Origin of the sequence: Cellulosimicrobium sp. SH8 (assembly GCF_025818875.1) — a bacterium.
Lineage (GTDB): Bacteria > Actinomycetota > Actinomycetes > Actinomycetales > Cellulomonadaceae > Cellulosimicrobium > Cellulosimicrobium cellulans_D.
In genome coordinates, this window is sequence record NZ_JAMXMH010000008.1 from 63,445 (window position 1) to 88,239 (window position 24,795).

Annotated in this window: 18 protein-coding genes; 8 read left to right on the top strand and 10 right to left on the bottom strand. The window is 73.5% G+C overall.

What is annotated here, in order from left to right:
* Positions 1-11 precede the first annotated feature (11 nt).
* The 3 genes from NF338_RS12310 to NF338_RS12320 all read right to left on the bottom strand — a co-directional run bounded on the left by NF338_RS12310 (position 12) and on the right by NF338_RS12320 (position 3,668).
* Positions 12-431, bottom strand: a complete 420-nt coding sequence (locus NF338_RS12310) for a TIGR03618 family F420-dependent PPOX class oxidoreductase (protein WP_264031047.1) — start codon at positions 429-431, stop codon at positions 12-14.
* Between the two features lie 82 nt (positions 432-513).
* Positions 514-1,692: a Gfo/Idh/MocA family protein gene (locus NF338_RS12315; protein WP_264031048.1), complete on the bottom strand. Its 1,179-nt coding sequence runs from the start codon at positions 1,690-1,692 to the stop codon at positions 514-516.
* On the bottom strand, positions 1,689-3,668 hold the full coding sequence (locus NF338_RS12320) for a DUF6807 family protein (RefSeq protein WP_412846730.1): 1,980 nt from the start codon (positions 3,666-3,668) through the stop codon (positions 1,689-1,691). The genes NF338_RS12315 and NF338_RS12320 overlap by 4 nt, the downstream gene beginning before the upstream one ends.
* Positions 3,669-3,909: 241 nt before the next feature.
* On the opposite strand from NF338_RS12320, the gene NF338_RS12325 reads away from it, so the two are divergent.
* The 5 genes from NF338_RS12325 (at position 3,910) to NF338_RS12345 (ending at position 10,362) form a co-directional block, all read left to right on the top strand.
* The gene (locus tag NF338_RS12325; protein ID WP_087471145.1) at positions 3,910-4,833 is read left to right on the top strand and encodes a carbohydrate ABC transporter permease; all 924 of its coding nucleotides are present in this window, start codon (positions 3,910-3,912) and stop codon (positions 4,831-4,833) included.
* Positions 4,826-5,803, top strand: coding sequence for a carbohydrate ABC transporter permease (locus NF338_RS12330; RefSeq protein ID WP_264031050.1), 978 nt, complete (start codon positions 4,826-4,828; stop codon positions 5,801-5,803). The genes NF338_RS12325 and NF338_RS12330 overlap by 8 nt, the downstream gene beginning before the upstream one ends.
* Before the next feature lie 99 nt (positions 5,804-5,902).
* Positions 5,903-7,249: an ABC transporter substrate-binding protein gene (locus NF338_RS12335; protein WP_087471147.1), complete on the top strand. Its 1,347-nt coding sequence runs from the start codon at positions 5,903-5,905 to the stop codon at positions 7,247-7,249.
* Between the two features lie 138 nt (positions 7,250-7,387).
* Positions 7,388-8,821, top strand: coding sequence for a Gfo/Idh/MocA family oxidoreductase (locus NF338_RS12340; RefSeq protein WP_264031051.1), 1,434 nt, complete (start codon positions 7,388-7,390; stop codon positions 8,819-8,821).
* Positions 8,818-10,362, top strand: a complete 1,545-nt coding sequence (locus NF338_RS12345) for a UxaA family hydrolase (protein WP_264031052.1) — start codon at positions 8,818-8,820, stop codon at positions 10,360-10,362. Before NF338_RS12340 ends, NF338_RS12345 begins: the two co-directional genes overlap by 4 nt.
* A 49-nt stretch (positions 10,363-10,411) precedes the next feature.
* Here the strand turns inward: NF338_RS12345 and NF338_RS12350 are convergent, their stop codons facing one another.
* Positions 10,412-11,458, bottom strand: a complete 1,047-nt coding sequence (locus tag NF338_RS12350; RefSeq protein WP_264031053.1) for a hypothetical protein — start codon at positions 11,456-11,458, stop codon at positions 10,412-10,414.
* A 146-nt stretch (positions 11,459-11,604) separates the two neighbouring features.
* Here NF338_RS12350 and NF338_RS12355 point away from each other — a divergent pair, with 146 nt between their 5' ends.
* Positions 11,605-12,630 carry a 3-oxoacyl-[acyl-carrier-protein] synthase III C-terminal domain-containing protein gene (locus tag NF338_RS12355; protein WP_264031054.1) on the top strand — a complete coding sequence of 342 codons (1,026 nt, stop codon included), beginning with the start codon at positions 11,605-11,607 and terminating at the stop codon, positions 12,628-12,630.
* Between the two features lie 198 nt (positions 12,631-12,828).
* On the opposite strand, the gene NF338_RS12360 is transcribed toward NF338_RS12355, so the two are convergent.
* The 3 genes from NF338_RS12360 to NF338_RS12370 form a co-directional block, all read right to left on the bottom strand.
* Positions 12,829-15,456, bottom strand: a complete 2,628-nt coding sequence (locus NF338_RS12360; RefSeq protein ID WP_264031055.1) for a discoidin domain-containing protein — start codon at positions 15,454-15,456, stop codon at positions 12,829-12,831.
* 104 nt (positions 15,457-15,560) lie between these two features.
* On the bottom strand, positions 15,561-16,880 hold the full coding sequence (locus tag NF338_RS12365) for a DUF1996 domain-containing protein (protein ID WP_264031056.1): 1,320 nt from the start codon (positions 16,878-16,880) through the stop codon (positions 15,561-15,563).
* A 241-nt stretch (positions 16,881-17,121) separates the two neighbouring features.
* Positions 17,122-19,395: a discoidin domain-containing protein gene (locus NF338_RS12370; RefSeq protein WP_264031057.1), complete on the bottom strand. Its 2,274-nt coding sequence runs from the start codon at positions 19,393-19,395 to the stop codon at positions 17,122-17,124.
* A gap of 324 nt (positions 19,396-19,719) precedes the next feature.
* Here NF338_RS12370 and NF338_RS12375 point away from each other — a divergent pair, with 324 nt between their 5' ends.
* Positions 19,720-20,766 (top strand): LacI family DNA-binding transcriptional regulator, encoded by a 1,047-nt coding sequence (locus tag NF338_RS12375; protein ID WP_264031058.1) that lies wholly within the window; start codon positions 19,720-19,722, stop codon positions 20,764-20,766.
* Positions 20,767-20,797: 31 nt separating this feature from the next.
* Positions 20,798-21,847 carry an aldo/keto reductase gene (locus NF338_RS12380; protein ID WP_264031059.1) on the top strand — a complete coding sequence of 350 codons (1,050 nt, stop codon included), beginning with the start codon at positions 20,798-20,800 and terminating at the stop codon, positions 21,845-21,847.
* Between the two features lie 33 nt (positions 21,848-21,880).
* Here NF338_RS12380 and NF338_RS12385 read toward each other — a convergent pair whose 3' ends face one another.
* The 3 genes from NF338_RS12385 to NF338_RS12395 all read right to left on the bottom strand — a co-directional run bounded on the left by NF338_RS12385 (position 21,881) and on the right by NF338_RS12395 (position 24,652).
* Positions 21,881-23,263: an RNA polymerase sigma factor gene (locus NF338_RS12385; protein ID WP_264031061.1), complete on the bottom strand. Its 1,383-nt coding sequence runs from the start codon at positions 23,261-23,263 to the stop codon at positions 21,881-21,883.
* A 37-nt stretch (positions 23,264-23,300) separates the two neighbouring features.
* Entirely contained in the window at positions 23,301-23,738 is a 438-nt protein-coding gene (locus tag NF338_RS12390) for a YciI family protein (protein WP_264031063.1), read from the bottom strand.
* 116 nt (positions 23,739-23,854) lie between these two features.
* Positions 23,855-24,652 carry an ABC transporter ATP-binding protein gene (locus tag NF338_RS12395; RefSeq protein WP_264031064.1) on the bottom strand — a complete coding sequence of 266 codons (798 nt, stop codon included), beginning with the start codon at positions 24,650-24,652 and terminating at the stop codon, positions 23,855-23,857.
* Between the last annotated feature and the right edge of the window lie 143 nt (positions 24,653-24,795).

Here is a 24,795-nt window from a genome sequence, read left to right on the forward strand (position 1 = left end):
GGGGGTGCAAGCTACGCGTCCCCGGCGGCGGCCTTCGCCTCGCCCCAGCCGTACCAGCGCTCGACCTCGATCCACGCGCTGACGCGCGGGCTGTGCCGGTTCGCGTACTCGTGCCCCGTGTAGTGGCGCGAGATCCGGTCGATGTCGGCCAGGCCCTCGTCGGCGCGCAGCTCCGCGACGCGCCCGATGAGCGTCACGTGCGTGTACCAGTTCTCGTCGAGCACGGTGAGCGAGACGCGCGGGTCGTTCCGCAGGTGCTGGAGCCGCACGCGGGACTCGTCGAGGTTGACGAGCACGCGACCGTCGTCCTCCCAGACGTACCAGGTCGCCGCGGTGACGGGGGCGCCGTCGGACCGCACGGTCGCCATGACGGCGGCGTTCGGGCGGCGCAGCAGCTCGACGAGACGGGACGGCAGCGGGGGTCGGGACATGACGGTTCCTCCAGGCGCAGGACGGCGGGACGTCCCGACGCTACGTCACCCGGGCTCGGCGCGCCGACCGGGCCGCGACGGTTCAGCGCGTCCAGGGCGCGCCGAGCTCGGTGAACGTCCGGGCCGTGCGCGCGGCCTCCTCGCACCACCGCGCGACGTCGGCGACGACGGGGCGGCGGTCGTCGCCCTCGCCCGTCCACGTCACGGCCGCCGGGTCGAGGGGCCGCGGGTCCGCGGCCGTCCGCACGGCCTCCATGACGCGCATGAACGCGCCGGTGTCGCGCACGTCGCACGCGAGCCGGCGCTCGGGGTCGCGGCGTGCGGCGAGGAGGTCCTCCAGGAGCCCGGTGCGGCCGTACGTCTTCTCCACGTGCGCCCGGGGGGTGCGGACCAGCACGCGGTCGTGCTCGTACTCGAGCGTGACCTCACCGTCCGTCCCGAGCACGAGCACGCGGGCCGGGGTGCGCTCGGGCGCGCAGAGCGTGAGCCCGAACCCGTAGGGCAGGCCGTCGCGCGCGACCACGCGCAGCGAGGACGTGTCGTCCGCCTCGATCGGGTTGGCGCGCCAGAGGTCGGTCACGACGTGGGCCACGTCGTCGGACGTGCGGGCGCCGCCGATGCGCAGCGCGGTCGCGACCGCGTGGGCGAGCGGGTTGGTGACCACGCCGTCCACGACGTCGCGCCCGTCGAGCCGGCGTCGGCCCGCCCACGGCGCGCGCCGCCAGTAGCCGGTGGTCCGCACCCACGTGCCGACGGCGCCGATGCCCACGACGTCGCCGATCTCGCCGTCCGCGACGAGCTCGGCGACCGCGTCCACCGCGTGCGAGCCGAAGGTCTGGAAGCCCACCTGGCACCGGCGGCGCGTGCGCTCGGCCACCTCCACGAGCGCGAGGTGCTCCGCGAGGGACGCGGCGGTCGGCTTCTCGAGCAGGACGTCGGCGCCCGCCTCCATCGCGGCGCGCGCGAGCGGGAGGTGGGTCGGGATCGGGGTCGAGATCACGACGACCTCGGGTCGGACGGCCGCGTCGGACGACGAGAGCAGGTCGCCCAGCGTGGGGAACCAGGGCGCGGGGGCGTCGTCGGGGCGGCGCGGGTCGACGACCGCGCTCAGCCGGACGCGGCCCTGCTCCGCGAGCGCGGCGACCGTGCGCAGGTGGGACCCGCCGTGGCCGTGGACCCCGACGACGGCGACCGGGACGGCCGCCTGCGCCCGGTCGAGCACGTGGTTCGTCCCGGAGGCCGCCCGGGGCGAACCGGTCACCGGACCCGCTCCGCGAGCGCCGCGGCCTCGTCGAGGTCGAGCCCGCGGTCGACGAGCACGGCGCGCGCGCCCGTCTCGAGCGTGCCGCCCGCCGGGATGGTCCGGGGCGCGTCCCAGGCCAGGGCCGGGCCGGCCCCGGGGTACTCGGCGGCACGGAGGAACCACGGCACCGTCTCGCCCTGCTGGACCAGGAGCAGCGTCGTCGTGTGGGAGGGGTGCTCCTGCACGAACGCGACCCACGGGGACGTGCTGCCGTGAGCGCTCTCCTCGCCACGCCCGTGCGCGCTGAGCACGCTCGTCGAGGCGGCGGTGCGCAGGCGCCAGAAGAAGCCGCCGTACCCGGCGCCGGGGCGGCCGTTGGTCGCGGGCGACCCGAGGACGAGCGCCCCGCGCTCGGCGCGCAGGGTCGAGCGCCAGTCGAGGACCCAGGTCTCGTCGTCGAGCACCCACGCGTCGAGGCGGCGGTCCTCCTCGAGCTGGGGGACGCCCTGCTCGTCGTGCCAGCGGACGCCGTCGTGCAGGAGGTGCTGCTCCACGGGGTCGACGGCGAGCGCGTGGCTCACCTGGCGGCCGTGGTTGGGCAGGAGGGTCGGACCGACGTCGGCGACGAACGTGCGGCCGCCCCAGTAGGAGGTGCCGTTGACGTCGGCGACGGCCATGGAGGCGCCGTAGTGGTGGCGGTGGTCGACGGGGCCGGCGTCGGTGAGCGGGACGCCCGCGAGGGTGTGGACCGGGTGCAGGTAGGACCGCGGCGCGTGCACGGCCGGGATGCGGTCGCCCTGCTGGTAGCGGGCCAGGCGCAGGTCGCCGGCGCGCAGGACGACGGCCTCCCCGTCGGGGGCCCAGCGGACCTCCCGAGGCACGGGCTGGTCGGCGGGTCCGGCTCCGGCGCTCTCGACGACGACAGTGCCGGCGGGCTCGGCCGACGGGACCGCGCGGGCCCGGGCCACCTGGCGCGGGACGGGCCCCGTCGTGGCGCGGACCTCGAGCCGCGGCTCGAAGCGGGTCGTGCGGGACGCGGACGCGGAGTCGTCGATCAGGGCGGAGAGCTCCTTCCAGGCGTGCCGGCCGAGCTCGGCCTGCGGCACGGCGACCGTCGTGAGCGACGGTGTCGCGTAGCGCGCGAGGTCGATGTCGTCGAAGCCGACGACCGACATGTCCTTGGGCACCGCGACGCCCGCCTCGTTGAGCCCGGCGAGCAGGCCGAACGCGACGAGGTCGTTGAACGCGACGACGGCGGTCGGCCGGGCGGTGAGGACCTCGTCGACGGCGGCGTGGCCGGCGGCGATGTCGGGCCCGGCGGGGAGCTCGACGAGCTCGAGGTCGGGCGTGCGGTCGAGCACGCGCCGCAGCCCGGTGCGCCGGAGCGCGTCGGACGCGCTGCCGGGCGGGCCGGCGAGGTAGGCGACCCGGCGGTGGCCGAGGGAGAGCAGGTGCTCGAGCACCTGGGCCGCGGCGTCGGCGTAGTCGACGACGAGCGACGGCACGGCCGTCTCGCCCGGGTGCGCGAGCTCGCGGTTGACGAGCACGACGGGGGAGACGTCGGGGACGAGCAGCGCGAGCTCGGCCGCGGGCATGCGCGGGGAGACGAGCACGAGCGCGTCGCAGCGCAGCCGGGCCTCGAGCGCGATCGCGGCCTCCTCTGTGGGGTCCTCGGCGGTGTCCGCGACCAGGACGCGGTACCCGGCCGGGGCGGCGGCCGAGGTGACGCCGCGCAGGATCTGCTGGAAGACCGGGTTGCCCAGGTCCGGGACGACGAGCGCGACCGTGTTGGTCCGTCCGAGCGACAGGCTCCGCGCGACGTTGCTGGGCCGGTAGCTCAGGTCGGCGGCCGCCTGGCGGACGCGCGCGCTGATCTCCGGATCGACCGTCGCGCGGCCGTTCATGACGCGCGACACCGTCGCCCGGGAGACGCCCGCGGCGGTCGCCACGTCGGCGATCGTCACCCCGCCTCGCCGTGTGCTCACGCTTGCCATCGTTCTCCCTCGAGTCGTGGTTCGCGCGCCGCGGGCACGCACGACTGCGTGGTGCCTGCGCTCGCCGGGGTCGGCCGGTGCCGCGCGATGACCTGACCGTACACCATGGGAAACCGGTTCCACATGTGCTACGGTCCTCACCCAGCAACCGGTTTCCCCGCGACGGAGGAACGCCGGACTACCGATCGACGACGACCGGAGGGTGACGGATGACCGGCACGAGGTGCGAGGAGGGTCTCGCATGGCGGTGACCGAGCTCGCGCGAGGGACCGCCGCGCGGCGGCCCGCACGCAAGAAGGGGGACGGCAGGGCGGCGGCGCTCTTCCTCGCCCCCTGGTTCGTGGGCCTCGCGCTCATCACGGCGGGACCCATGGTCGCGTCGCTGTACCTGTCCTTCACGGACTACAACCTGCTCCAGGCGCCGAGCTGGATCGGGTGGGACAACTACGAGCGGATGTTCGCCGACCCGCGGCTGCTCAACTCGCTCCAGGTGACGTTCACGTACGTGTTCGTCTCCGTGCCGCTCCAGCTCGCCGCGGCGCTCGGTCTGGCGCTCCTGCTCGACAAGGGCCTGCGCGGGCTCGCGGTCTACCGCTCGATCTACTACCTGCCCTCCCTGCTCGGCGGGAGCGTGGCGATCGCGATCCTGTGGCGCCAGGTCTTCGGCGCCGACGGGCTCATCAACCAGGTCCTCGCGCTCGTCGGGATCGAGGGGCAGGGCTGGGTCTCGCACCCGGACTACGCGCTGGGCACGCTCGTCGCCCTCAACGTGTGGACGTTCGGGGCACCGATGATCATCTTCCTCGCCGGGCTGCGCCAGATCCCGCGCATGTACTACGAGGCGGCCTCGATCGACGGTGCGGGCCGGTGGCGCCAGTTCCGCTCGATCACGGTGCCGATGCTCACGCCGATCATCTTCTTCAACCTCGTGCTGCAGCTCATCAACGCGTTCCAGTCGTTCACGCAGGCGTTCGTCGTGAGCGGCGGGACCGGCGGGCCGGCGGACTCGACGATGTTCTACACGCTCTACCTCTACCTCAAGGGCTTCGGCTCCCTCGAGATGGGCTACGCGTCGGCGATGGCCTGGTTCCTGCTCCTGATCATCGGCGGGATGACGTTCGTCAACTTCCTCGCCTCGAAGTACTGGGTCTTCTACGATGACTGACACCACGCACCCCGCCACGGGGACCCCCACCGACGCCGTCGTCACCGAGGACGCGGCCCCCGGGACCCGCTCCCGGTCGACGCTCTCCCAGCTCGCGGCCGACGCGCCGCCCACCGCTCCGCGACCCCGGCGTCGGGCGCAGTCCGCGCGGGTCCGGTCCGTGCTCAAGCACGTGCTGCTCATCGCGTTCGGGCTCGTCATGCTGTACCCGCTGCTGTGGATGCTCGCGAGCTCGTTCAAGCCCTCGGCGCTGATCTTCCGCGAGCCGGGCCTCATCCCGTCCGCGGTCGACCTCGGCAACTACACCGACGGGTGGAACGCCCTCACGCACCCGTTCGGCCACTACCTGCTCAACTCCGCGATCGTGGTGCTCGGGTCGGTGCTCGGCAACCTCGTCTCGTGCTCGCTCGCGGCCTACGCGTTCGCCCGCCTGCAGTTCCGGGGCCGCGGGGTCTGGTTCGCGATCATGCTCATGTCGATCATGCTGCCGATCCACGTCGTGATCGTGCCGCAGTACGTGCTGTTCTCCTCCCTGGAGTGGATCAACACGTTCCTGCCGCTCATCGTGCCGAAGCTGCTCGCGACGGACGCGTTCTTCATCTTCCTCATGGTCCAGTTCTTCCGCGGGATCCCCAAGGAGCTCGACGAGGCCGCGCGGCTCGACGGCTGCGGGCACGGGCGGATCTACCTGCGCATCATGATGCCGCTCGCGCTGCCGGCGCTCGCGACCACCGCGATCTTCACCTTCATCTGGACCTGGAACGACTTCTTCAGCCAGCTCATCTTCCTGACCAAGCCGGACATGTACACGGTCCCGATCGCGCTGCGCACGTTCGTCGACGCCACGGGCCAGAGCTCGTGGGGGCCGATGTTCGCCATGTCGATCGTCTCCCTGGTCCCCGTGTTCCTCGTCTTCCTCTTCGGTCAGAAGTACCTCGTCAAGGGCATCGCCACGACGGGGATCAAGTAGCTCCTCCCGCTCGCGGGCGCCGCCCGCGGGTCTCCCGGTGCCGTCCGGCACCGCTCCGCACGACAGAACGACGACGTCCCGTCACGCACAAGGAGAGTCATGAACACCTCGATCCACCGCTCGCGTCGGCCCGGCACGCGCCGCGCGGCGCTGGCTGCCGCACTGACCGTCGGTGCCCTCGCCCTGACCGCCTGCAGCGGCGACGGCGGCGTCGCGAACCCGGGCGGCGACGACGAGTCGTCCGCCGCGGAGTCCGGGCCCGTCGAGATCCGCTTCTCGTGGTGGGGGTCGGACACCCGCCACCAGACGACGCAGCAGATCATCGACCTCTTCGAGGAGGAGAACCCCGACATCCAGGTCGTCCCCGACTACACCGACTGGGGCGGGTACTGGGACAAGCTCGCGACGTCGGTCGCCGCCGGCGACGCGCCCGACGTCATCACGCAGGAGGAGCGCTACCTCGCGGACTACGCCTCGCGCGGCGTCCTCGCGGACCTCGGGTCGCTCGACATCGACACGAGCACGATCGACGAGTCGGTCGTGGGCTCCGGCGAGACGGGCGGCGCGCTCTACGGCATCCCCACCGGCGTGAACGCCTACGCGGTGCTCGCCGACCCGCAGGTGTTCGCCGACGCGGGCGTCGAGGTCCCGGACGACTCCACGTGGACCTGGGAGGACTACGTCGCGGTCTCGAACGCGGTGAGCGCGGGCGCGACGGACGGCATCTACGGCACGCAGGACTACGGCTTCAACGAGGCCGGCCTGTCGATCCTCGCGCGGCAGCGCGGCGAGGCGCTGTACACGCCCGAGGGCGAGCTCGGCGTCTCCGCGGAGACCGTCGCGGACTTCTTCCAGCTCTCCCTCGACCTCCAGGCGGGCGGTGGCCAGCCCGACGCCGCGCGGTCCGTCGAGCTGGAGGGTGCCGGTCCGGAGGGCTCGCTCCTCGGGACGAACCAGGGCGCGATGGGCATGTGGTGGACCAACCAGCTCGGCGCCATCAGCACGGCGTCGGGTCGCGACCTGCAGCTCCTGCGCCTCCCGGGCGAGTCCGAGGGCGAGCGCACGGGCATGTACTTCAAGCCCGCGATGTACTACTCGGTCGCCAAGACGTCCGAGCACCCCGAGGCGGCCGCCAAGTTCGTGGACTTCCTGCTCAACGACCCCGAGGCCGGCGCCCTCATGCTCTCCGACCGCGGCCTGCCCGCGAACACCGAGGTGCGCGCGGCCGTGAAGGACAGCCTGTCCCCGGCCGACAAGCAGGCCGCGGACTTCCTCGAGGCGCTCGGCTCCGAGATCGTCGACGGCCCTCCGGTCCCGCCGCAGGGCGCCGGGGACGTCGTCGAGATCCTCAAGCGCATCAACACCGAGGTGCTCTTCGAGCAGAAGTCGCCGCAGGACGCCGCGACGCAGTTCCTCGACGAGGTGGGCGCGGCCATCGGGCAGTAGCCCCGCCGTGGTCTCCCGCCACCCCTGACCGGCCGGGCCGGCCCGTCGCCCCACGGGCCGGCCCGGCCGCACCTCCGCAGCTCTCCACCGCGCCGCCCACCCCGCCCTGACCCAGGACCCCGAGAGGACCGCAGACCCGTGCACCACCCCGGCACCATCCCGACCGAGCCCGCGCCGACCCACCGTCCGCGCCGCTACGCCCTCGCCGGCACCGGGCACCGCGCGCGCATGTTCGTCGACGCGCTGCTCGGCGAGCACCGCCCGGACGGGCACCTGGTCGCGTGGTGCGAGCCGAACCCCGTGCGCGCCGCCTGGTACGACCGTCGCCTGGAGGCCGCGGGCCTCGCGCCGCTGCCCCGCTACGAGCCGTCCGACCTCGGCCGGATGCTCGCGGAGCAGGCGGTGGACGCGCTGATCGTGACGACGCCCGATCACGCCCACGCGGACTACGTCGTCGCGGCGCTCGGGGCCGGCGTCGACGTCGTGTGCGAGAAGCCGCTCACGACCGACGCCGCCGGGATGGCGCGCATCCGTGCCGCGGCCGAGCGCTCGTCGGCCACGCTCACCGTGACGTTCAACTACCGGTACTCGCCGCGCAACACCGCGCTGCGGCGCGTCATCGCGTCGGGCGAGATCGGCGACGTCGTCTCCGTGCACTTCGAGTGGCTGCTGGACACCGTGCACGGGGCCGACTACTTCCGCCGCTGGCACCGCGACAAGGCCGCCTCGGGCGGGCTCGCCGTGCACAAGGCGAGCCACCACTTCGACCTCGTCAACTGGTGGCTCGACGACATCCCCGAGACCGTCGTCGCACGCGGCGGGCTCCGCTTCTACGGGGACGACGGCGCGGGGCGGCCCGCCGGAGAGCGACCCGGCCTGGGCCGCGACGCCGGTCCCGACGACCCGTTCGGGATCGACCTCGCCGCGGACGACACGTTGCGCGCGCTCTACCTCGACGCGGAGGCCGAGGACGGCTACGTCCGCGACCGCGACGTGTTCGCGCCGGGCGTCACCATCGAGGACACGATCGGCGCGCTCGTCGGCTACCGGCGCGGCGCGACCCTCACCTACTCCCTGACCGCGCACAGCCCGTGGGAGGGGTACCGCGTCGCGGTCAACGGGACGCGCGGCCGGGCCGAGCTCGACGTCGTCGAGCGGGCCCACGTCGAGTCCGGACGCGCGGCGGAGGACCTGGGCCCGGACGGCAAGCGCCGCCCCGCCGTCGACCCGAGCGCCGTGCACGACCCCCGGGCGAGCGACGTCCGACCCTACGGCGCGCGCCTCGTCGTGCAGCGGCACTGGGAGCCAGCGCGCGAGGTCGTCATCGAGGAGGGCGAGGGCTCCCACGGCGGCGGCGACCGCCTCCTCCTCGCCGACGTGTTCCGCGGTCCGGGCGAGGACCCGCTCGGGCGGGCCGCGGGCTACGTCGACGGCCTGCGCAGCGTCGCCGTCGGCGTGGCCGCGAACCGCTCGCTCGAGACGGGGCAGGTCGTGCGCACCGCCGACCTCGGGGTGTCGCTCGAGCGTCCCGGGGCGGCGACCGCCACCCCGACGTCGGCGGTGCGGTCGTGACCGCGACGGCGCGCGCGGCCGACGTGCTCGTCCTGCGGCCCGAGGACGACGTCGCCGTCGCGACGCGCGACCTCGCGCCGGGCGACGCCGTCGACCTCCCCGCGGGCGGCACGGTCACGGTGGCCGACGCCGTCCCGCGCGGGCACAAGGTCGCGCTGCGGGACGTCCCCGCGGGCGACCCCGTGCACAAGTACGGGCAGGTGATCGGCGTCGCGACGCGCGACGTCCGCGCCGGCCAGCACGTGCACACGCAGAACCTCGGGTACGCACCGGGGGAGCGCGAGCACGAGCTCGCCACCGTGCGCACCGCGCTGGACGTGCCGCCCGGACCGCGCCCGACCTTCCGCGGCTACCGGCGTGCGAACGGGAGGACCGGCACGCGCAGCTACGTCGCGATCCTCACGTCGGTCAACTGCTCCGCGAGCACGGCGCGCATGATCGCGGACCAGTTCCGCGGGCCCGCGCTCGACGCGTACGAGGACGTCGACGGCGTCGTCGCCCTCACGCACCAGTCGGGGTGCGGCCTCGTGCCGACCAGCGAGGGCGCGCAGGTGCTCCTGCGCACGCTGCGCGGGTACGCCGCCCACCCCAACGTCACGGGAGTGCTCGTGCTCGGGCTCGGCTGCGAGATGATCGCCGTCGACACGGTCCTCGCGGGGGCGGACCTGTCGCCGGACACGGTGGTGCGCACGCTGACCATCCAGGAGACGGGCGGCGTGCGGGCCACCGTCCGTGCGGGCGTCGCGGCGGTGCGCGAGATGGTGGCGGAGATCGACGCACGCTGGGAGCGCACCGACCGCGACGTGTCCGAGCTCGTGCTCGGCCTCAACTGCGGCGGCTCCGACGGGTACTCCGGCATCACCGCGAACCCGGCGCTCGGCATCGCGTCCGACCGCCTCGTCGCCTACGGCGGGACGTCGGCGCTCGCGGAGACGCCCGAGGTGTTCGGCGCCGAGCACCTGCTCACGCGCCGGGCGGTCACGCCGGAGGTCGGGCAGCGCCTGCTCGACCGGCTCGAGTGGTGGCAGGGCTACGCCGAGGCCGGGGGAGGCACGCTCGACAACAACCCCTCGCCCGGCAACAAGGCCGGTGGCCTGACGACGATCCTCGAGAAGTCGCTCGGCGCCGTCGCCAAGGGCGGGCAGGCCGACCTCGCCGCCGTGCACGAGTACGCCGAGCCGCTCGACACCCCGGGCTTCGTGTTCATGGACACCCCCGGCTACGACCCCGTCTCCGTCACCGGGCTCGTCGCGGGCGGGGCGACGGTCGTGTGCTTCACGACGGGTCGCGGGTCGGTGTTCGGCTGCAAGCCCACCCCGAGCATCAAGCTCGGGACCAACAGCGAGCTCTACGCGCGCATGGGCGACGACGTGGACATCGACTGCGGGCGGGTCGTCGACGGCGTCGCGACCCTCGAGGAGGTGGGCGACGAGATCTTCGCGCGCATCCTCGCGGTCGCCTCGGGGGAGGAGACGGCGAGCGAGGAGCTCGACCTCGGCGGCGAGGAGTTCGTCCCGTGGCAGCTCGGCACGGTCACCTGACCCCGCGAGGTAGAGCTCCGCCAGGCCGAGGTAGAGCCCTGGTCGCGGCTCAGGAGCCGCTCGCGGACTCCTCCCGCGCGAACGCCGCGGCGTCGGGGTCGTAGGCCACGGGACGGGACTGGTCGAGCTCGACGAGCACGAGGTCGAGGATCCAGCGGTTCGGGCCCCGCTCGCGGCCCCGGGTCGAGGGACCGGGGGGCGCGGCGTCCGCGTCGTCGCGCACCTCGTGCACGACGACGACCGGCGCACCGGGCAGGGGCACGCGGTCCTGCGGCGCGACGAGCAGGACCTCGACCGGTCGCTCGGCCCCGGGCGGGCCGTAGGTGACGCTCGCGTCGAACCGGGGCCGCCCGTCGTCGGTCCACGCACCCTGGTACCGCCGGTCCACCAGCGTGCCCGGGGTGCGGACCCCGTCCCGGCGCAGCGCGCGCAGGCGCTCCTGGACGGCTCGAGCCTCGAGCTGCGCCTCGGCCGTCGCGAGGACGGCGACCACGCCGCACGCCAGCGCCCCGACGGCGACGCCGGCGAGCGCGAGGAGCGGCTCGAGCTCGAGGTCCCGGGCGAGCGGGTGAGCGACGCCGGCCAGGTCCAGCCCGACGACGGTCCCCGTCCCCAGCGCGAGCGCGAGGAGCGCGGTGGCCCACGTCAGGCGCGAGGCCACGCGCGCCGAGCCGCTCGCACCGTGGGAGACGGTGTGGACGCCCAGCAGGAGGACGCACGCGGGGAGCGCGACGACGGCGAGCGCGACCACGAGCCACCACGGCGCGGGGCGGCCGCCCTGCAGCGCGCCCGGGCCGAGCAGGTGACCGGCGAGCAGAGCCACGGCGACCCCGCCGACGACCGCCACGAGCACGCCGGAGCCGAGGACCAGCCGGGTCAGGTAGCGCGTCTGGGCGCGCGGCGAGAGCGGGGTCTCGACGACGGCCCGGCCGCGCCGGTCGCGCACGGCGAACGCCGGGACGCCGGGGCTGAGGAACCCCGGGTTGCCGGGCAGGCCCGTCAGCCCGGCGGCCGGCTCCGAGGCCGACCCCCAGCCCGGGTCGTCCACCGGCGGGGCGGCGGTCGGTCCGTCGAGGTCGTCGCGCGATGCGGTCATGACGACCCTCCCCTCTGGTCAAGAGAACGTCAAGTGCAGGGTAGGGGATGGCGGGCGTGATGTCACCGGTCCGGTGCGCGGCGGGGTCCTTCCGCGACGCGTGACGAGGTCGTTCGGGCGCGGCGACGCGTGACATGATCGACCTCATGCTCACTCCCGCCACCGGCGCGGCCGGGTCGCGCATCGCCGGCCTCGGTCACTTCCAGCCCGAGAAGACGCTGACGAACGACGACATCGCGCAGCTCGTCGAGACCAACGACGAGTGGATCCGCTCGCGCACCGGGATCGTCACGCGGCACGTCGCCGACGACGACACGACGGTCGCCGACATGGCCACCGCGGCCGCGCGCCACGCGCTCACCGACGCCGGGGTCGACCCCGCCGAGGTCGACCTCGTGATCGTCGCCACCGCCACCGCGACCGACCGCTCGCCCAATACCGCGGGCCGCGTCGCCTACCACCTGCGCACCGGCGTCATGCCCGGGCAGTCCACGCCCGAGGAGGCGTCCGAGCTCGACCTGCGCGGCGTCGTCGGGCCCGCCGTGCTCGACGTCAACGTCGCGTGCTCCGGGTTCGCCCACTCCGTCGGCCTCGCCGACCAGGCGATCCGCGCCGGCTCCGCCCGCACCGCCGTCGTCATCGGCGCGGAGAAGCTCACCGCGTTCACCGACTGGACCGACCGCAGCACGTGCATCCTCACCGCCGACGGCGCGGGCGCGGCCGTGCTGCGCGCGACGGACGAACCCGGCGTCGGGCCCGTCACCTGGGGCTCCGAACCCGACCTCACGCCCGCCGTGCTCATCGAGTCGCCCGCGGACAAGTTCGCCCAGGACGGCCGCGCCGTCTTCAAGTGGGCCATCACGCGCGCCGCCGACCGCGCGCGCTCCGTCGTGGAACGGTCCGGCGTCTCGCTCGACGACATCGAGGTCCTCGTCGCGCACCAGGCGAACCTGCGCATCATCGAGCCGCTCGCGAAGTCGCTCGGGCTCGAGTCCAAGATCGTCGTCACCGACATCGTCGAGTCCGGCAACACGTCCGCCGCGTCCATCCCGCTCGGGCTCTCCAAGTGGTGGCACGCCGGCAAGATCCCCGCCGGCGTCCCGGCGCTGCTCTTCGGCTTCGGCGGCGGGTTCGCCTGGGCCGGCCAGGTCGTGGAGACCCCGACCCGCTGACACCGGTTCGCGCCGCACCTGGCCCGGCCCGACGACGAGATGCGAGTCGTTGCCCTCTCCTCCGTCCGTGGAGGGGCAACGACTCGCATCTCGTCAGCCGTCGGCGGTGACAGTCCGGTGAGGTCGCCGTCGACCCGGCCCCTGCACCGGGTGGAGGGTGACTGCCGTGACTGCCCGATACCGGCTGCGCGGCTTTCCCTACGGGTAGCTGACGACCTTCGCCGGGACGGTCTCGACGCCGCTGGCGCGGGGGCCGACGCCGTTGATGACGTGCTCGTACGTGCCCACCCCGCCGAGCGAGACGGTCAGCAGCGAGTGCATCTTGACGCCCGGGGTGATCGGGACCTCGAACCCGTTGTCGGACACGATCGACGCGTCGGACGTGAACACGCAGTAGGAGCCCAGGCCCCAGGCCTCGTGGTTGCGCACGTGGTCCGCGACCTTGTACGCGGCCCACCCGCGGATGCCGTCGTGGTTCCACGCGGCCTGGTTCGGCGGGTCGTACGGGAGCTCGTTCTGGTAGAAGATCGTGCGCCCCCGCTCGCCGTTCCACAGGGTGTTGTACTTCTGGTAGTGCTCGACGAAGAGCCCGTAGCCGTCGACGTCGTCGCCGTTGACCACGAGGCCGTAGTCGGCGGTGTTGACGTCCCAGCCGATGCCCTCGCCGTGGTCGCCGCGCCAGGACCAGATGTGGTCGACGATCGTGTCGTCCGCGTTGATGACGATCGCGCTGTCCACCTTGCCCGCGTGCGCGCCGCCGACGCGCACGAACACGTCGTGGATCGAGATCGGGTCGTCGGCGTGGTCCGCGCTCGAGCCCTCCGTGCCCACGGTGAGCATGCTCGGGGACTCGGCCGCTCCGGCGTCGAACAGGACGCTGGCGACCCGGACGCCGTCGACGTCGCCGACCTGCAGCGCGGTCTGCCCGGCGGTCGGCACGATGGTCGCGTAGCCGAGCCCCAGCACGACCGTGTCGGCGCGGTTCACCTCGATCGTCTCGTCGAGGTTGTAGACGCCGGGCGTGAGCAGGAGGTGGAGCCCCTGGTCCAGCGCGGCGTTGATGTGCTCGGCGGTGTCGCCCGGGTGCGCGACGTAGAAGTCGTCGAGCGGGATCGACGTGCCGGGCGTGGAGCCGTTCTTCCAGGTCGCGCCCCGCGTCCCCTCGCGCAGCGACGGGACGAAGACGGCGTAGTCGTCGCCGTCGAGGTAAAGGTACGGCTTCTCCCGGATCGTGCCCGTGGTGTCGAGCGTGGTGACCGCGGGCTCGGGGAACGTCGTCGGCGGGGCGTTCTCGGTGCCGGAGAACACCATGTTCCACAGCGTGCCGTCCCAGCCGCCCGTGAGCGTCGAGTCGCGCGTGTACCACTGCTGCTGCGTGTAGCCGCGGACCTGGCCGTCGACGATGGAGTCGGCCGTGAAGCCGCCCGACGCCCAGCCGTAGCGCGACGAGTGCAGCATGAGGTTGCCCTTGACGTGGATGCGCCGCATCGGGGCCGCCTGCGAGACGGCCCAGCGCATGTCACCGCCGGTCGGGGTGACGGCGAGGTTCTCGATGGAGCGCCAGAAGTTCTGCGTCGCGTTCCCCTCGAACCACTCCGCGTCGGCCCAGACGCCGCCCGTGATGTTCACGTCGTCGGGGTTCTTGCCGAGGCCGTTGACCGCGGTGTTGAAGCCGACGTTGACGTGCACCGGGTACGTGCCGGGCTCGAAGAGGAACTGGTCGCGGCGCAGGCCGAACTGGCTCTCCTCCTGCGCGGCGTACGCCGCGTCGACGGCGGACTGGATGTCGGCGACCGGGGTGCTGGGGCCGAACACGTGCACGTTCGGCCCGAGGTCCCCGCCCCCCTCGATCGGCTCGCCCGTGCCTGGGTTCCCGGTCCCGTCGCCCGTGGTCAGCACGCGCAGCTCCCAGATCGAGTAGCCCCAGCCGGTCCCGCGCTCGGTCCCGACGAGCCGGACGTAGCGGCCCGAGCCGGTGACGTCGAGGGCCTGCTTCCCGCCCGTCCCGTCGGTCACGGTGCGCAGCGTGCGCCACAGGGCGCCGTCGTCGGACGTCTCGACGCGGAAGCCCTTGCCGTAGGCGCCCTCCCAGTCGATCTCGATCCCGCAGACGGGCTTGATCGCGCCCAGGTCGACCTGGAGCCACTGCGCGTCGGAGAAGTCGCTGCTCCAGCGCGTGTCGGCCTTGCCGTCCACCGCGAGGCCCGCGGCGTACGCGCCCTCGGCGGACGACGCCGTCGCCGCCTTCCCGAGCGCGGCGTTCGCCGCGCAGTCGTCGGCCGGGTCGCCGGGGCCGCCCGGGTCGACCGGGCCGCCGTCGGTCCCGGGTGTGCCGAACACCTGGAGCTCCCACAGCGAGTAGCCGTAGCCGGTGCCGCGCTCGGTGCCGAGCAGGCGCACGTAGCGCCCGGTCCCGGACACGGGCAGCGTCTGCTGCCCGCCCGCGCCGTCGGTGACGGTCCGCAGCGTGCGCCAGGTCGTGCCGTCGTCGGACGCCTCGATGCGGAAGCCCTTGCCGTACGCGCCCTCCCAGCTCAGGGCGACGGACGAGAGCGTCGAGACCTGGCCGAGGTCGACCTGGAGCCACTGGCCCTCGGCGAACTCGCTGCCCCAGCGGGTGTTCAGGTCGCCGTCGACGGCCCGTGCGGCGGCGTAGTCGCCCTGCACGCTCGACGCGGTCGCGGGCTTGCCCTGGGAGAGGTTGACGGGTTCCGCCGCGGCCGCGGCGGGCGCCGCGGCGGCGACGAGCGGCGCCGCGACGCACGTCGCGGTCAGCCCCGCGGCGAGGGAGGCCAGGCGGAGCCTGGCCGTGGGTCGGAGATGCATGGTCCTGCCTTCTTCGGGTCGGTGGGTCGTGCCACGGGCACGACCGTGCCCCGGGTGCGGCGCCGTCGTGGTCGACGACGCCGCACCCGTCGGGCGGTGGGGTGTCAGCCGACGAGCTGGTAGTTCTCGTCGAGGACGGTGCCGCGGTGCGGCTTGTAGAGGTCGTACCCGCGCGGGTTGCACTGGAGCCCGCCGTTGATGCAGTGCTCCACGAGGCGCTCCAGCACCTCGGGCTCCCAGCCGTTGATGAAGTCGTAGTGCCACGACTGGTCGGAGCCGCTCACGAGTCTCACGTCGGACATGTCACCGCTCACGGGCCACGCGATCTTGAACTCGATCATCGGGACCGCGATCGGGTTCGTCATGGGGCACTGCCCGTCCACGGGGTACGCCATGTGCTTGCCGTGACCCATGTGCGACGCCGCGTCGGGAGACAGGTGCATGCCGTCCCAGCAGCTCGGGGCCTGGTAGCGGATGTTCAGCTCGGTGCCCTCGGGGCAGTAGGCCGGGATGTCCCAGCTCTTCGAGATGTCGCCGCACTCCCAGCCCTCGACGGCGCCCGGCGCGGTCCGGAACTCGTCGTACGTCGCCATCATGTCGCCCGCGACGAACCGCAGTCCCGGCGGGAACGGCTGGACCTTCGTGTAGTCGTCGATCCCCGACTTGTAGTAGATCGTCATGGGGATGTCGGGCTCGATCGGCACGCCGTTCTTCTCGATCGCCGGGAACCAGTACGACGAGTGGTCCTGCGGCACCGTGCACGTGGACTCGGTGTCCTCGAACAGGTCCTCCGGCACCGTGAACGCGTCCGTCACGCGGTTGCCGACGAACGTGTGCAGGTGCGACTTCCCGGGCTGACCGGGAAAGACGATCGGGTCGTCGGGCAGGAAGTGCGAGAACGAGCAGTTCGCCTGGAACTCGTGGTGCGTGACCTCGTCGTCCCACTCCGGCGGCTCCTCGGGGTCCGGCGCGTCGCCGTCGCCGAACACCTGGAGCTCGTACAGCGAGTAGCCGTACTGGGTGCCGCGCTCCGTGCCGACGACCTGGACGTAGCGTCCCGCCACGTCGACGTCGAACGACTGCACGCCGCCCGTCCCGTCGGCGACGGTCGCGACGGTCGTCCAGGACTGGCCATCCTGCGACACCTGGACCGTGAAGTCCTTGCCGTACGCCGCCTCCCAGTCGAGGACGACGCGGTCGAGGTCGTGCGCCGCACCGAGGTCGACGCGGAACCACTGGTCGTCGCTCGGCTGGCTCGCCCAGCGGGTGGCCCGGTCGCCGTCGACCGCGAACCGGGGCCCGAGGCCGCCGGACTCGGAGCTCGACGCCGAGGTGAGCGCGCCCTGGGAGAGCAGGGTGTCCGGGGCGGCCGCGGCGCTCGTCGTGACGACCACCGAGGTCGACGCGACGAGGACGCCCGTCATCGTCGCGGCGATCCGACGTCGGCGTGTCCCGGCGCGGCGTCTGCCGTGCCGGGGAGGCGATAGCGTGGTGGTGCGTGTCGTGCCGTGCATGCTTCCTCCTTCGAGGGTCGTCGCGCGCTGCGGAGCCTCTCGGGCAGGAGCGCGCGACGCTGCGCGGATGATGGGCACGCCCGGCGTCTGTCACCGGGCGCCGTGCCGGGTGGGGGCGGTTGCCGCCGCCCCCACCCGGACGTCTGTGGTGTCAGCGCTGGTAGACGCCGAGCTCGAACAGCGAGTAGCCCCACGCGGTGCCGCGCGCGTCGAGCTGGAGCCGCACGTAGCGGCCGGTGCCCGCGACGTCGAGGCTGTCGACCCCGCCGTCGCCGTCCGTCACCGTGCGGACCGTCGTCCAGGACTGGCCGTCGTTCGAGGTCTGGATCCGGTAGGCCTTGCCGAACGCCGCCTCCCAGACGAGCTGGACGTGCTGGAACGCCTGGACCGAGCCGAGGTCGACCGTCAGCCACTCGTCGTCGTTCCAGTTGCTCGCCCAGCGCGTGCCCTGGTCGCCGTCGGTCGCCTGGCCGGGCGACCAGTTGCCGTTCCAGGGGTCGAAGCTCGACGCGGTCGTGGTCTTGCCCTGCGCGATGTTCGTCCCGGCGACCGGCGGTGCGACGACGCGGAACGACCGCGTCTCGACCCCGACGTTCCCCTTCCCGTCCTCGGCCCAGACGTAGAGCTTCCACACGCCGAGCCGCGACGGGGCGGTGACCGAGAACTTCCCCTGGCCCTTGCTCGTGAGCTCGGTCCAGGCGAGGCCCCCGGCGCCGTCGACGTACTTGCTGTTGAAGAACGCGACGTAGTTGATCGGGTCGCCGTCGGGGTCCGTCGCGGCGAGGTCGAAGTCCAGCGTGGCGCCGGCGGTCTCGGCCGTCGAGCCCGGGATCGCCATGCCGGTGATGCGCGGGGCGGTGTTCACGCCCGCGAGGTCGACGCCCCACGTCTTGGCGATCGCGTGGTAGCCGAGGCGCTTGTTGTTGCCGGGCGTGATGTTGAACCACACGCCGCCGAAGTCGCCCTCGACGCCGTAGTGGAAGAACGTCGCGCCGAGCGCCTTGCCCTCGTGCTCCATGAGGCACTTCCACGACAGCGGCAGCGCGCGGCTCTTCTCGATGTCGGTGGGCTCGTCCGGGACGCCGTTCACGTCGTCCGGCACCTCCCACTCGCCGGCCGCGCCACCCTCGGTGAGGACGTACGGCTTGCCGTAGTTCCCGGCCTCCCACGCGCTCGCGATGCTGCACACGTCGCCGTAGGCGTTGATGGAGAGCAGGTCCAGGTCGGGCGCGTTGTCGCGGATGTACGGCCAGGCGCCGGTCCACGCGTCGGTGTTCGACGTCGGGTGGTTCGGGTCGATCGCGTGGATCGCGACGCTCACCTCGTTGACGAACGACGCGTACGCCTTGCGGATCTCCTCCAGGTCGGTGCCCGAGTAGCAGTTCTGCAGGCCGAGGATCGCCTCGTTGCCGATGTTCCACATGAGGACCGCGGGGTGGTTCTTGTACTCCTGGACCCAGCGCAGGATGTCGGCCTTGGTGTCGTTCTTGTAGGTCGTGTCGGTGCGGTAGTCGATGCAGCCTCCCGACCCCGGCCCGCCGCCGGGCATGAGCCAGAAGCCCGCGATGACGCGGACGTCGTGCTCGGCCGCGGCGTCGAAGATCGCGCGCGAGTCGGCGCCCGTGCCCCAGGTGCGGGTCGTGTTGCCGTTGATGTCGGCGAGGCCCTGCATGCGCGGGCCGGTCTCCTCGGCGCTCGTGCCGCCCCACGTGAACCCGCGCACGGTGTACGGCTGCCCGTCCACCTGGAGGTCCCAGTCGCCGTTGCCGCCGACGACCTTCACGACGCTCGGGCCCGAGTCCTTGACCGGGACCGTCGGGTGGCCCGGGTGCACGTAGTCGGGGAACGGGTCGGTCGGGTCACCGGGGTCGGTCGGGTCGACCGGCCCCGAGCCGCCCGCCTCGCCAAAGACGCGGAACTCGTAGAGCGAGTGCCCGTACCCGCCCGGGCGCGCGGTCGAGAGCACGCGCACGTAGCGACCCTCGCCGTCCACGTCGAGCACGTCGGTGCCGCCGTCGCCCTGGGTCGTGGAGTAGAGCGTGCGCCACGTGGAGGCGTCGTCGGAGGCCTGGACCTGGTACGCGGACGAGTAGGCGCCCTCCCAGACGAGCTCGACGCGGTCGACGCTCGCGTCCTGCTGGAGGTCGACCTGGAGCCACTGGGGGTCGCTCCAGGCGCTGGACCAGCGCGTGCCGAGGTCGCCGTCGACGGCGTTGCTCGCGGCGTACCCGGCCCAGTCGTCCTGGACGGACGACGCGGTGGCGGGCTTGCCCTGGGACAGGAGCGCCGGCTCGGCGCTCGCGGTCGCCGCCGGCACGACCAGCGCCGCTCCCGCGAGCGCGCCGGAGGCCAGCGTCGCGAGCGCGGCGCGGGCCGCTCGGCGTCTGCGGGGTCGCCCGGGGGCGGTGGGGGATGTGGTGCGCATCGTGTTCGTCTACCTCTCCGTCCGCCCCAGGTCTGCGTCGACCCGGGGCACAGTTCGTCGTCGAGCCGTGCCCTCAGCCGCGGCGCCGCGGCTGAGGTGTGAAGCAGGGGAGAGCGCTCTTACCCGCGGCCCGAGTTTTCACCCGCTCATGGGGGCTGTCAAGCGCACCGGCGGTTCGATCTGCGGGGAATATAGGTCTAAACACGTCTAAAACGGGCACTAACTCTGACGAACTGGTCAGTAAGAATTGGGTCCGAGCGCTTGGGTCGATGGCGTCCCGGGTGTCACCGGGAAAGCGCTCTTACCCCTGCTATCGTCGGACGTGTGAGCGAAGACGTGCAGCACCGGGCGCCGACGCTCGACGACGTCGCCCGGGTGGCAGGCGTCTCGCGCGCGACGGTCTCGCGCGTCGTCAACGGCAAGCGCAAGGTCGCCCCCGCGGTCCAGGAGGTCGTCCTCGAGGCCGTGGCGACGACCGGATACGTGCCCAACCGGGCCGCCCGATCGCTCGTCACGCGGCGGACCGGGACGGTCGCGGTCGTCGTCTCCGGTGCCGAGCCCGTTCCCGACGACGGCCTGCACCTCCCGCGCCTGCTGGCCGACCCGTTCTTCGGCCGCGTCGTGGGGTCGTTCGTGCGGTCGCTGCGGCCGCACGACGTCCACCCCGTGCTCATGCTCGCCGACGGTGACGAGGCGAGGCGGCAGGTCGTGTCCTACCTGCGGTTCGGCAACGCCGACGGCGCGCTCCTGGTCTCCACCCACGCCGACGACCCGCTCCCCGAGCAGCTCCTCGCGACGGGCCGCCCCACCGTGCTCTTCGCCCGACCACCGCACCCGATGCCGGTGAGCTACGTCGACGTCGCGAACGCCGACGGGGCGCGCCTCGCCGCGCACCACCTGCTGGACCGCGGCTGTCGGTCGGTCGGCGTCGTCTCGGGCCCGCTCGACGTGCTCGCCGCCCGGGACCGCCTCGACGGCTTCCGCGACGCGATGGCTCGGCGGGGCCACGCCTACGTCCCGAGCGTCGAGGGCAACTTCACGGTGGAGAGCGGCGAGGCCGCGATGCTCGAGCTGCTGCGTACCGCACCCGGGCTCGACGGCGTCTTCGTCTCGAACGACGTCATGGCGCAGGGGGCGGTCCACGCGCTGCGCGAGCAGGGGCGCCGGGTGCCCGACGACGTCGCCGTCGTGGGGTTCGACGACAGCCCCGCCGGCACGCTGACCCGCCCGGCCCTCACCACGGTGCGGCAGCCCGTGGAGGAGATGGCGGCCGAGATGGCGCGCCTCCTGCTGGAGCAGGTGGAGACCGGCGAGCCGCGGGTCACGTCGCGGATCTTCGACCCCGTGCTCGTCGTGCGCGACTCGGCGTAGCCCCACGGCGCCGGAGGGGCAGAATGGGGCCATGCCTCTCGCCCCGCGCTACGTCGCCGCCGACGACCGTTACGACACCATGACCTACCGCCGGACGGGGCGCAGCGGCCTCGACCTGCCCGCGATCTCGCTCGGGCTGTGGCACAACTTCGGCGACGTCAACCCGTTCGAGACGCAGCGCGCCGTGCTGCGCCGCGCCTTCGACCTCGGGATCACGCACTTCGACCTGGCCAACAACTACGGCCCGCCGTACGGCTCCGCGGAGGAGAACTTCGGCCGCCACCTCGCCCGAGACCTCGGCGCCTACCGCGACGAGCTCGTCATCTCCTCCAAGGCGGGGTACGACATGTGGCCCGGCCCGTACGGCGACGGCGGCTCGCGCAAGTACCTCCTGTCGTCGCTCGACCAGTCGCTGACGCGCATGGGCCTCGACTACGTCGACGTCTTCTACCACCACCGCCCGGACCCGAGCACGCCGCTCGAGGAGTCCATGCGGGCGTTGCACGACGCCGTCCAGCAGGGCAAGGCGCTCTACGTCGGCGTCTCGAACTACTCGCCGTCCCGCACGCGCGAGGCCGCCGCGATCCTCGCCGACCTCGGCACCCCGCTGCTCATCCACCAGCCCAGCTACTCGATGCTCAACCGCCACGTCGAGGACCCGGCGCACGAGGACCCGTACGACGGCGTCCAGAGCGAGTCGCTGCTCGACGTCGTCGGCGACCTCGGTGTCGGCACCATCGTGTTCTCGCCGCTCCAGCAGGGCCTGCTCACCGACCGCTACCTCTCCGGCTCCGCGCCCGAGGGGTCGCGCGCCGCACGCCCCGACTCCCCGTTCCTGTCCGAGCAGAACCTCGACGAGTCCTACCTCGAGAAGGCTCGCGCGCTGAACGAGATCGCCGCAGGCCGCGGCCAGACCCTCGCCCAGCTCGCCCTCGCCTGGGTGCTCCGCGACGACCGCGTCACGTCCGCGCTCATCGGCGCGAGCAGCGTGCGCCAGCTCGAGAACAACGTCGCGGCGCTCTCGGCGCCCCCGCTCACCCCCGACGAGACGGACGCGATCGAGTCCGTCCTCGCGAGGTAGAACCGCCGGTCGCGAGGTAGAGCTCGCGGGGCTCTACCTCGGGTCCGGAGGTTCTACCTCGCGACCAGGGGCGGGGTGCGGGTCGGCGGACGACGACGCGGCGGCGGACCGCTCCAGGAGGAGCTGGCGCTCGTGGCGGGTCGGGGCCAGGGCCGCGGCACGTTCGAGGACGTCGGCGGCCTCGGCGTGGCGGCCGAGCCGGGTGAGGAGGTCGCCGCGCACCGCGCCGTAGAGGTGGTGGCGGGCGAGGCGCGGGTCGTCCGCGACGGCGTCGAGCACGACGAGCGCGGCCTCGGGGCCGTCCGCGTAGCCCACGGCCACGGCGCGGTTGAGCTCGACCACGGGGGAGGGGGCGACCGACGCCAGCGCGTCGTAGAGCGCGACGATCGCCTCCCAGTCGGTGTCCGCCCAGGTCGTGGCGCGTGCGTGGCACGCGGCGATCGCGGCCTGGAGCGAGTAGGGGCCGAGCGCCTTCCCGGCGCGGGTGCCGAGCGCGAGCGCGCGGTCGAGCGCGGCGAGGCCGTGCCGGACCAGGAGCCGGTCCCAGCGGGCACGGTCCTGGTCCTGGAGCAGCACCGGCTCGCCGTCGGGTCCGGACCGGGCCGCGAACCGGGACGCCTGGAGCTCCATGAGCGCGACGAGACCGTGCACCTCCGGCTCTCCCGGCAGCAGCCCGGCGAGCACGCGGCCGAGCCGCATGGCGTCCTCCGCGAGCTCGCGCCGCACCCACGTGTCACCCGACGTCGCGGCGTACCCCTCGGTGAAGACGAGGTACACGACCTCGAGCGCGGCGGGCACGCGGGCGGCGAGCTCGTCGGCCTGCGGGACGTCGAACGGGACGTTCGCCTCGGCGAGCGTCCGCTTGGCGCGGGAGATGCGCTGCCCGACGGTCGCGGACGGGACGAGGAACGCGCGCGCGATCTCGTCCGTCGTCAGGCCTCCCACGAGCCGCAGGGTGAGCGCGACGCGGGAGTCGCGCGGGAGCACGGGGTGACAGGCGACGAGGACGAGCGCGAGCAGGTCGTCGCCGACGGGGTCCTCGACGATCGCGTCGGGGGACGGGACCGACCCCACGAGGACCGCGCCGCCGTCGCCGGGGTGCGCGACCGCCGTCGTGGCCCCGCCGGACCCCGTACCGGGCGCGGCGAGGTCCGCCGCGAGCCGCGCGTACTTCTCGTCGCGCGTGCGCTCGCGGCGGACCAGGTCGACGGCGCGGCGGCGCGCGACGGTCGTCAGCCACGCGCCGGGGTTGTCCGGGACGCCCTGCTCGGGCCACTGCTCGAGCGCGGCGACGAACGCCTCCTGGGCGACCTCCTCGGCGAGGCCGACGTCCCGCAGGGTCCGGGCCAGGCCCGCGACGAGCCGTGGCGACTCGATGCGCCACACCGCCTCGACGGTGCGGGAGACGTCGGTCATCGTCGTACCCCTGTCATACCCCTGCCGGAGCAGGGGCTCAGGAGCCCTGCTGCGCGCGGATCTGCTCGGCGAGGCGCTCGTCCTTCTCGCGCTGCTCGGGCGTGTACTCGGCGCCGAAGTCCTCGACCTCGAAGATCGGCCGGATCTCGAGGACCTCCTCGAGCTCGGAGCTCGGGTCGCTGGGGCACCTGCGCGCCCACTCGACGGCCTCCTCGAGCGAGGAGACCTGCCAGATCCAGTACCCGGCGACGATCTCCTTGGACTCGGTGAACGGCCCGTCGACGACCGACGTCTCGCCCCCGCTGAACACGACGCGCGCGGCCTTGGCGGTGGGCTGCAGGCCCTGCCCGTCGAGCATGATGCCCGCCTTGACGAGCTCCTCGTTGTACGCGCCCATCTGGGCGAGCATCTCCTGCGTGGGGGCGATCTTGTCCTCGTCGGCCCCGTTGCCCGTGATCATGACCATGACTCGCATGACTGCCTCCTCGGTGAGTGCCTCCTCGACCCTAGTGTCGTGGAGGCGCGTTCACCTTCACGTCGGACGGCGAACGCGGTTTTCGACACGCGCCGCCGACGAGTCTTCGGAGAGCGTCAGCGGAAGCGCTGGGCGGCGAGCGGGGCGGCCTCGGCGAGCCCACGCACCGAGGGGTGGTCGGCGCCGGGGGCGGTCCCGGCGAAGACGTCGCGCAGCGCCCCGGAGGCGACGAACGTCCCGTCGGCGAGCACGTGCACGGTGGGGCACAGGCGCTCGACGAGCTCCAGGTCGTGCGAGACGAGCAGCACCGCGGTGCCGAGCTCGGCCGTCGCGTCGCTGAGGCGTCGCACGACGTCGCCGCGCATCGCCGGGTCGACGGCGGTGAGCGGCTCGTCGAGGAGCAGGGCGCGCGGGCGCGTGGCGAGCGCTACGGCGAGCGCGACCCGCTGCTTCTCGCCCCCGGAGAGGGAGTGGATCGTGCGCGGCGCGTACCGGGCATCGAGCGCGACGTCGCCGAGCAGGTCCTCGACGGACCGTCCGCTCGGGCGACCGGCGCGTCGCGCGTCCTTGAGCGCGGCGGACAGCGTGCGGTCGACGGTCCAGCGCGGGTCGATGCCGATCCCGGCGAGGCCGTCCTGGGAGACGCGGCGGACGTCGGCGGTGAACTGCTTCTTGTCGCGGCGCGAGAGCTTGGTGACCGTGCGACCGGCGTAGGTGACGTGCCCCGCGGTAGGGCGCACGAGCCCGACGAGCGCCCGCACGACCGTGGACTTGCCGGCCCCCGACTCGCCGACGATCCCGACCGGCGGGGCGCCGGGCACGACGTCGAGGTCGATGCCGTGCACGACGTCGGGCCCTCCGTAGCCGGCCGCGAGGCCGGTGGCGCGCAGGATCGGGGTCGTCGTCGTGCTCATGGGTCACCTTCTGGTCGTCGGGGCCGGGCGGGCGGTCCGGGGCCCCGCTCGTCCGACGAACGACGCTACCGCGGAGTTCCGTGGCGTCGCTCACGCAGGGCGTCCTGGCCGATCTCGCCCGGACGGAACGGCCGGGCCGGGGC